At 76.8% G+C, this 8,619-nt stretch carries 5 protein-coding genes; 4 read left to right on the forward strand and 1 reads right to left on the reverse strand.

The window, feature by feature from the left end; all coding sequences use genetic code 11:
- Positions 1-36: 36 nt before the first annotated feature.
- Positions 37-2,028: a sensor domain-containing diguanylate cyclase gene (locus ACRYM0_RS19375; protein ID WP_432507489.1), complete on the reverse strand. Its 1,992-nt coding sequence runs from the start codon at positions 2,026-2,028 to the stop codon at positions 37-39.
- Positions 2,029-2,249: 221 nt separating this feature from the next.
- Between ACRYM0_RS19375 and ACRYM0_RS19380 the strand changes: the two genes are divergently transcribed.
- From ACRYM0_RS19380 to ACRYM0_RS19395, 4 genes are all read left to right on the forward strand, one after another.
- On the forward strand, positions 2,250-2,636 hold the full coding sequence (locus ACRYM0_RS19380; protein ID WP_432507485.1) for a response regulator: 387 nt from the start codon (positions 2,250-2,252) through the stop codon (positions 2,634-2,636).
- Positions 2,633-5,506, forward strand: coding sequence for a response regulator (locus ACRYM0_RS19385; RefSeq protein ID WP_432507486.1), 2,874 nt, complete (start codon positions 2,633-2,635; stop codon positions 5,504-5,506). Before ACRYM0_RS19380 ends, ACRYM0_RS19385 begins: the two co-directional genes overlap by 4 nt.
- Before the next feature lie 97 nt (positions 5,507-5,603).
- A complete protein-coding gene (locus tag ACRYM0_RS19390; protein WP_432507487.1) occupies positions 5,604-8,066 on the forward strand; it encodes a sensor histidine kinase in 2,463 nt (820 codons plus the stop codon).
- Between the two features lie 46 nt (positions 8,067-8,112).
- Complete coding sequence (locus ACRYM0_RS19395) at positions 8,113-8,559, forward strand: DUF4383 domain-containing protein (RefSeq protein ID WP_432507488.1); 447 nt, start codon at positions 8,113-8,115, stop codon at positions 8,557-8,559.
- Positions 8,560-8,619 lie beyond the last annotated feature (60 nt).

Below are 8,619 nucleotides of genomic sequence, written 5' to 3' on the forward strand. Positions count from 1 at the left end.
GTGCAAGATCACCGCCGGGGGGGGCGGGAGGGGGTTTCAGGGGACGGGGGTGGGGGCGGGGGACGCGTCGCTGACGACGGTGGTGTTCCGCCCGGCCGCCTTGCCCTCGTACAGGGCGAGGTCGGCCAGGGCGACGACCTCCGCGGCGCTCAGGCCCGGCCGCCACTGGGCGACGCCGATGGTGCAGGTCTGCCCGCGCGGCACGGCGGCGCGGATGCGGTCGGCGACGGCGCGCGCCCCGGCGGTGCTGCAGCCGGGCAGGGCCAGGACGAACTCCTCACCGCCCCAGCGGGCCAGGGTGTCGACCTCGCGCAGGCACCCGCTCGCGGCGGTGGCGAACTCCTGAAGCAGGTCGTCACCGGCCAGGTGCCCCTGCGTGTCGTTGTAGCGCTTGAAGTGGTCCAGGTCGATGAGGCAGAACGACAGCGGCAGCCCGCTGCGCACCGCGCGGGCGATCTCCTTGGTGGTGGCCTCGTCCCAGCGGCGGCGGTTGGCCAGGCCGGTGAGGGGGTCGCGTTCGGCGGCCACGGCCAGCTGGGCCAGCAGGTCGGCGCGCTCCATGCCGTGCGCGGCCTCCTGGGCGAGGGTGGCCAGGACGACGCGCACCTGCGCGGGCAGCTCCGCCACCCGGGTCCGCCAGACGCTGGCGAGCAGGCCGGCGGTCTGCCCGTCGGCGGTGGTGACCGGCTGGTAGGCGACCGAGACGACGCCCAGCGCGTCGCGCAGCCGCGCCGAGGCGCCGGTGTGCCCGGTGAGGTCGCTGACGAACAGCGGCTCACCGCGCCGGAACGCCTCGGCGAGCACCGTCGGCTCGCTGACGGGGATGCTCACCGGGACCATCCCCTCGCCCCAGGCCGCCCGGCTGACCAGGGCGCCGCGGCCGTCGGGCTCGGCGAGGTACACCCCGTCGGCGCCGGTGATGCGGGCCGTGGCCTCGCACAGCGCCTCGCGGGTGTCCGCGGCGGCGTTGAGGGAGCGCAGCGCACCGGTGAGCAGCTCGGCGCTCTCGGCCTGCCGCTGCGCGTCGGCGGCCTGGTGGCGCACCTCCGCCAGGAGCGCGTCGCGCTCGTCACGGCCGAGGGCGAGCACGAGGCCGATGACGGCGGCCACGGCGGCGTGCCCCTGCACGAGCAGGGCCCGCGCGGTGTGGTCGGCCACCGCCGCGAACGGCCCGTGCCCGTGCAGCGTGAAGACGACGGCGCAGGCGCCGGTGAACAGGCAGTGCAGCACGACGGTGCGGCTGCGCAGGCGCAGCGCCACCCACACGGTGAGCACCGGCAGCAGGAACGTCACGGGCAGGCTGCCCAGCAGCGCGAACTGGGCGGTGTAGGCGGCCCCCGAGACCGCGAAGGCGAGCAGGGCCTCCGCGGTGCGCGGGCGGCGGGTGCCCGCCGTCACCAGCCGCAGGCCCGCGCAGCCGACCAGCAGCACCGCCAGGCCGTTGCGCGCCACCCACGTGAGCAGGTCGACCCACCCGGTGCGGTCGGTCTCCCAGGCCGCGGCGGAGGCGGCGAGGACACCGCCGACGCTGACGGCGATGCCGCACGCGGTGAGCAGGCGCGCCAGCTGCAGCACCCCGCGCAGCGGCTGCCCGGGCCCGGCGCCGGGGCACCAGCGGCGCAGCAGCGCCGTGAACAGGAGGGTCTGGACGAGGGTGGCCAAGGTGGCGGCGACGGCCAGGAGGGGGGTCGCGCCGGTCGCCAGGTGCACCAGGACGCCGGGCACCACGAGCAGGGTGGCGTCGAGCGCGCGGCCCGCGACGCTGCGCGGGGCGTTGAACCAGACGGCGGCGACCCCGGCGCAGGGCGAGACGAGCGCCAGCGCGCCGCCCTCGGGGACCGTGTGCCGGCCCACCACCATCGTGGCGGTGAACAGCGCCGCGAACAGGACGCTGGAGCGGGTGGGGTGCCCACCCGCGCGGGGTGCGGGGGCGCCGGGTGCCGGGGTGGTGCACGTCCTCCGCCCTCCCGTCTGTTGATCGGCGGAGCGCGACCGGGGCTCACTGCCGAACCGCGCCGTGGTGGTCATCGGCACGGGGGCGGTCGCCTTGAGCCCGGGGGGATCACGGTGCGTGACCGGCTGCCCGTCCGGAGGGTGCCGCCGGACCGGCGGACGGGTTGCGCTTCACCTCAGCGCCACCGCTGCCGATGACTGGTGCGTCAGGTGCACCCGACCGCTGCGGCGGTGGTGCACGGGCCGGTGCGGCGACGAGGTGCCCGCACCGCCGAACCGCCGAAGAGGACCCGGTCATGGCCAAGGTGCTGGTCGTCGAGGACGACGCGGACATCCGCACCCTGCTCGACCTGCGGCTGCGCGCCGCCGGGCACCGCGTGATCGGCGCGGAGTCGGCGGCGGCGGCGCTGGCGGTCGTGGCCGAGCGCGGTGCGCCCGACGTCCTGGTCAGCGACGTGTCCCTGCCGGGCACGACGGGCCTGGAGATGGTGGCGGGCCTGCGCGCGCAGCCTGACTACGAGCACCTGCCGGTGATCTTCCTCAGCGGCCGCGTGCAGCCGGCGGACATCGAGGCGGGCCGGGCCCTGGGCGCGGTCTACCTCACCAAGCCCGTCGTGCTGACCGCCCTGTGCACCGCCATCGAGCAGGCGCTGGCCACCGCGGGCGCCGGCGCCGCCTGGTGACCACCGCCCCGCGCGCACCGCGCACCCGCTCCTCGATCGCGCGGATGCTCACCACGGGCCTGCTGCTGACGATCACGACGGTCCTCGTGCTGGGCGGCAGCTCGTACGCGCGCATCCAGACGCTGCTCGCCGAGCGCGCCGACGTCGACGCCACCTACGCGGTGCTGGACGACATCAGCGCCCTGCGCGTGCTGGTGCGCGACGCCGAGCGCGGTCAGCGCGGGTACGTCATCACGGGGCGCGAGTACTACCTGGAACCGTACGAGCAGGCCGTCGGCGACGTCGGCGACCTCGTGGACGCGCTGGCGGCCGAGACCGGCACGAGCGCCGCGGCCGCGGCCGCGCGCGCCGAGCTGCGCAGCGCCGTGGCGGCCAAGCTGTCGGAGATGCAGACCACCATCGCCCTGCGCCGCAGCTCCGGGTTCCCCGCCGCGCAGGCCCTGGTCGCGACCGACGACGGGCGCCGCGCCATGCAGCGCATCACCGCTGCGCTGGACGTCCTGGAGGCCGACGAGCGCGCCCTGCTCGCCGAGCAGCAGCGCACCGCCACGCTGAACGCCGCCCGCACCCGCGCCCTGATCGTGGCCGGCACCGACTGCCTCGTCCTGCTCATGGCCGCCGGGGCCCTGTGGGTGGACCGGCGCATCGTGCGGCCCGTGCAGCGCGTGGCCGCCGCCGCGCAGCAGCTCGCCGCCGGGGAGACCACCGAGCCGGCCGCCGTCTCCGGCCCGGCCGAGGTCGTCGCCGTGGGCGAGGCCGTGAACACCGCGCTGGAGGTCCTGGTGGCCTCGCGCGACAAGGCGGTCGCGGCGGACCGGGCGAAGTCGGCGTTCCTGGCGACGATGAGCCACGAGATCCGCACGCCGATGAACGCCGTGATCGGCATGACGGACCTGCTGCTGGACACGCCCCTGGAGCCGCACCAGCGCGAGCTGGCCGAGACGGTCCGCGACAGCGGCGAGACCCTGCTCGTCGTCATCGACGAGGTCCTGGACTTCTCCCAGCTGCAGGCCGGCAGCCTGCGCCTGGCCGACGAGCCGTTCGACGTGCGCGCCTGCGTCGCCGGTGCCGCGGCGCTCGTGCGCCACGAGGCGGGGGCCAAGGGCCTGGAACTGGTCGTCGAGGTCTCCCCCGCCGTCCCCGCGGCGCTGCGCGGCGACGCACCGCGCCTGCACCAGGTGCTGGTGCACCTGCTGCGCAACGCCGTGACGTTCACCTCCCGCGGCGAGGTGGTGCTGACCGCCGTCGTCGCCCCGGGCGACCCCGGGAGCGCACCGCGGGTGCGCTTCGCGGTGCGCGACACCGGCACCGGCATCGCCCCCGAGCGCATCGGCGAGCTGTTCCGCTCCTTCGCGCCGCTGGACCCCTTCACCCGCCCGCAGGGCGGTGTGGGCCTGGGCCTGGCGATCTGCTCGGGCCTGGCCGGCGCCATGGGCGGCGCCCTGCGGGTCGAGAGCACCCTCGGCATCGGCTCCACGTTCACCCTGGACGTGCCGCTGGCCGAGGCCGCCGACGCGGTCGCCGCGCCGGCGCGCCCCGCGGCCGACCTGACCGGGCGCGAGGTCCTCGTCGTCGACGACAACGCCACCAACCGCCGCGTGCTGCAGCTGCAGCTGCAGGGCTGGGGCGCCACCTGCACGGGTGTGGCCTCCGCCGGCGAGGCGCTCGCCCTGGTCGCGGGCGGCCGGGCCTTCGACGCCGCGCTGGTGGACATGCACATGCCCGGCACCGACGGCGAGCAGCTGGCGAACGCGCTGCGGGCGCTGCCCACCGGCCGCGACCTGCCCCTGGTGCTGCTGAGCAGCGGCCAGCGGCACCCCTCGGCCACGGCGGCCGGCGTCGTGGACGCCGTCCTCAGCAAACCGGTGCGCTCCGCCCTGCTGGAGGAGGCGCTGCGCGGGCTGCTCGGCCCCGCCGCCCGCCCCGCGACCGCGGGTCCCACCACGAACTCCGCCACGGTCCCCACCGCGGCCCCCGCCGCGAGCCCCGCCGCGGCGCCGGCGGCTCGCGGCAGCGCCCTGCGCGTGCTGCTCGCCGAGGACAACGCGGTCAACCAGCGCGTCGCCCAGCTCCTGCTGGCCAAGTTCGGCCACGAGGTCGACACCGTCGACAACGGCCTGCGGGCCCTCGAGGCGGCGCGCGCCTCGCGCTACGACGTCGTCCTGATGGACCTGCACATGCCCGAGATGGACGGCCTGCAGGCCACCCGGCTCATCCGCTCCGAGGTCCCCGGGGAGCTGCAGCCGCGCATCATCGCGCTGACCGCCAGCGTCCTGTCCGAGGACCGCGAGGCGTGCCGCGAGGCCGGCATGGACGACCACCTCACCAAGCCGGTGCGGGCCCGCGAGCTGGAGGACGCGCTCGCCAGGGTGCTCTCGGCGGTGCGGGACGACCCCGCGGGGGCGTGGTCGTCGCAGGCCACCGGGGCACCGGCCCCGGACGCCCGGGTCCCGGTGACGGTGCCGCTGGAGGTCGCCGTGCGCGCCCGCATCGCCGACCTCGGCGGTGCGGACACCGACGCCGACCGGGCGCTGTTCGCGCAGCTGCTCACCTCGTTCGTCGAGCGCGCCCCCGGCGCCGTCGCCGACCTCGAGGACGCCCTGGCGTCCGGGGACGCGCGCGAGCTGGAGACCCGCGCGCACAGCCTGAAGGGGTCCGCCGCCAACCTGGGCGCGGAGGTCCTGGCCCAGCTGTGCGCGGACCTGGAGGCGCGGGCGCGCGCCGGTGAGGCCCCGATCGGCCGGTCCCTGGAGGGGTTGCGCGAGGAGGTGGAGCGCACGTGCCGCACCTTCAGCGCCATCGCCGGGGAGTTCACCGCCGCCGTGCGGGACCCCGGGGCGGTGCCGGCCGACGAGCCCGCGGGGTGGTGAGCCGTTGAGCGGACAGGTGGGCACGGGGCCCACGCGGACAGGGCACGTGCAGACGGGGCACGTGCAGGCAGGACACGGGAAGGCGGTTGGAACAGACGTGCAGGAGGGTTCCGCGGTCGCGCCGCGCACCGCTCCCGGCCCGGGGCGAGGGCTGGCCGACGCCGAGCGGGCGGAGCTGGAGGCGCTGCGCCAGGCGCTGGCGAGCGCACCGGACGCGTTCGTCTCCATCGACGACGACGGGGTGCTCACCGACTGGAACCACGCCGCCGCCGACCTGCTGGGCTGGGAGCGCACCGAGGTGCTGGGCCTGCCCATGACGCAGGTCGTCGTCCCGCCGGAGCTGCGGCGCGCGCACGACGCGGGCCTGGCCCGCTACCGCGCCACCGGCGAGCGGACGGTGTCCGGGCGCGCCGTGGAGGTCGAGGCGCTGCACCGCGACGGGACCCGCGTGCCGGTGGAGATCACCATCTGGCCGACCTGGGTGGCCGGTGAGCGCCGCTGCCACGCGTTCCTGCGCGACCTGCGCCCGCGCCGCACCGCCGAGCAGGCGCTGGCCCGCAGCGAGGAGCTCTCGCGCACCACGTTCGACGCCAGCCCCTCGGGGACCGCCGTCCTCGAGGCGGACGGGACCATCGTGCAGGTGAACCCGGCGCTGGCCGCCCTGCTGGGCCGCGGCGCGGGCGAGCTGCTGGGCCTGACCACCGCGGAGCTCGTGCACCCGGAGGACCTGGAGGTCTGCCGGGACGCCGGCGCGCGGGCCGACGGCGCGCCCGGGCGCGCCGTCGCGGTCGAGCACCGGCTGCGGCGCGCCGACACCGGCCACGTGCTGGTGCGCTCCCACGTCACCACCGTCCTGACCCCCACCGGCGAGCAGCGCCGCGTGGTGCAGATGGAGGACGTCACCGAACGGCGCGCCGAGCAGGAGCGGACCGCCCGCCGCAGCCGCGTGCTGCTGACGACGGTGCGGGTGCAGCAGGCGGTCGCCGCCGCCGGCACCGACCGCGCCGCGGTGCTGCAGGCCGTCGCCGACGGTGCGGTGGCCGCGTTCGAGGCCGCCGACGGGGCCGTGGTGGAGCTGCTGGAGGCCGGGCAGCTGCGCTACGCCGCCACCGCCGGCGCGCTGGCCGCTCACGCGGGGCTGCGCCTGCCCGCCGCCGGGTCGCTGTCGAGCACCGCGATCGAGCGGGGGGTCTCCGTGCTGTGCGAGGACACCGCGACCGACCCCCGGGTGGACGCCGAGGCGTGCGAGCGCATCGGGGTGCGCTCCACGTGCACCGCCCCGCTGGTCAGCGGCAACCGGACGGTGGGTGTGCTGAAGGTCTCCAGCGGCAGCGCCGGCGCCTTCACCGCGGAGGACGCCCAGCTGCTGCAGCTGCTCGCCGGCAGCCTGGCCGCCGGGTTGCGCCACGCCGACGACGCGGCCCGCAACGCCACCCTGCTGGCCGAGTGCACCGCCGCGCTGGAGGCGCTGGAGATGAGCGAGCAGCGCTTCCGCATGATGTTCGACGGCTCTCCGCTGGGCATGGTGCTGACCAGCCTGGACGCGGCCGACGCGGGCGACTTCCTGCAGGCCAACGCGGCCATGGCCGAGATCACCGGTTACTCCCCGCAGCGGCTGTCGGGCATGGGGCTGCGCGACCTGCAGCACCCCTGGGACGCGGCCGACGGCTGCGCGCTCACCGCCCGCCTGGTCGCCGGCGAGCTGGACACCGCGACCACCGAGACGCGCTTCGTGCACGCCGACGGGCGCACCTTGTGGGTGCGCCAGCGCAGCGCCGTGGTCCGCGACGAGCACGGCGCCCCGCTGTACCTGGTGGCGCAGGTGGAGGACGTGACGCAGCGGCTGGTCGAGCAGGCGCAGCTGGCCGAGCGCAACCGGGAGCTGGAGGCCGCCAACCAGCTCAAGCTGGACCTCATCGGCATGCTCGGGCACGAGATCGCCAACCCGCTCGCCTCGATCCAGGGGTACTCGGAGCTGGCCGCGCAGTGCTGGGACCAGCTGGAGGAGGCCGACCGGCGCCGCAGCGCCGAGGCCGTGCACCGCGGCGCGCAGCGCCTGGACACCATCCTACGCGAGGTGCTGGCGATGGTCAGCGTGGACGCCGGGCAGCTGAGCGCCACCCCGGAAGCGGTGAGCGTGCGCGCCGTCGCCGACGCGGCCCTGGCCAGCGTGCCGGGGGCGGCCCCGGCCGTGCACTGCCCGCCGGAGCTGGCGGCGTCCGTGCAGCCGGGCCACCTGGAGCAGGTCCTGGTCAACCTGCTGTCCAACGCGGTGAAGTACGGCGGGGGTGCCACCGCGCTGCGCGCCGAGGCGGCCGGGGACCGGGTCCTCGTGCACGTCGAGGACGCCGGCCGCGGCGTGCCGGAGGAGTTCCGCGGACGGCTGTTCCAGCGGCTGGCCCGCGCCGACGCCACCGCCGGGACGGTGCGCGGCACCGGGCTGGGGCTGTACATCGTGCGCGAGCTGCTGCTGGCCAACGGCGGGGACGTGCGCCACTCCCCGCGCCCCGGCGGCGGGTCGGTGTTCACCGTCGAGCTGCCGGCCGCCCGGCGCGGCTGAGCGGGCCGGCGGTTTCAGCGGGGCCCGCTCGGGGCACCTGTCCCCCATGAGCTTGAACATGGCGGGGAAGGTGTCGGTGGAGCGGCCCCGCACCACCGCGGGGCAGCACCTGTCTCTCCTGGTCGGTGTCCTGCTGATCGTGCTGGGCGTCGCGGGGTTCTTCGTGACCGGGTTCAGCGGGTGGACGGAGGGCACCCACGAGCAGCAGGTGATCGGCTTCGCCGTGAACCCGCTGTCGAACGTGCTGCACCTGGTGCTGGGCGCCCTCGGCGTCCTGGCCCGCACCGGTGCGCGGCGCGCACGGTGGTACGGGATCCTCCTGGTGGCGGTGGGGGCGGCGCTGTTCGCGTACTCCAACAACGCCGACGACAACGCCCTGAACGCGAACTGGCCGACGAGCGCGCTGCACCTGCTGCTGGCGTTCGCCGGCCTGGTGATCGCGTTCGTGCCGGTGCGGGCGGGCAAGCGCCCCAGCACCGCCGAGCTGGGCTGATCCCGGTCCCCGCGGCCCCACCCGGCGCCACACCGGCCCCGGTCCCCGCGGGGACCGGGG

The sequence above is a fragment of the Kineococcus arenarius subsp. arenarius genome (assembly GCF_050871845.1).
In the GTDB taxonomy this organism is placed as follows: domain Bacteria; phylum Actinomycetota; class Actinomycetes; order Actinomycetales; family Kineococcaceae; genus Kineococcus.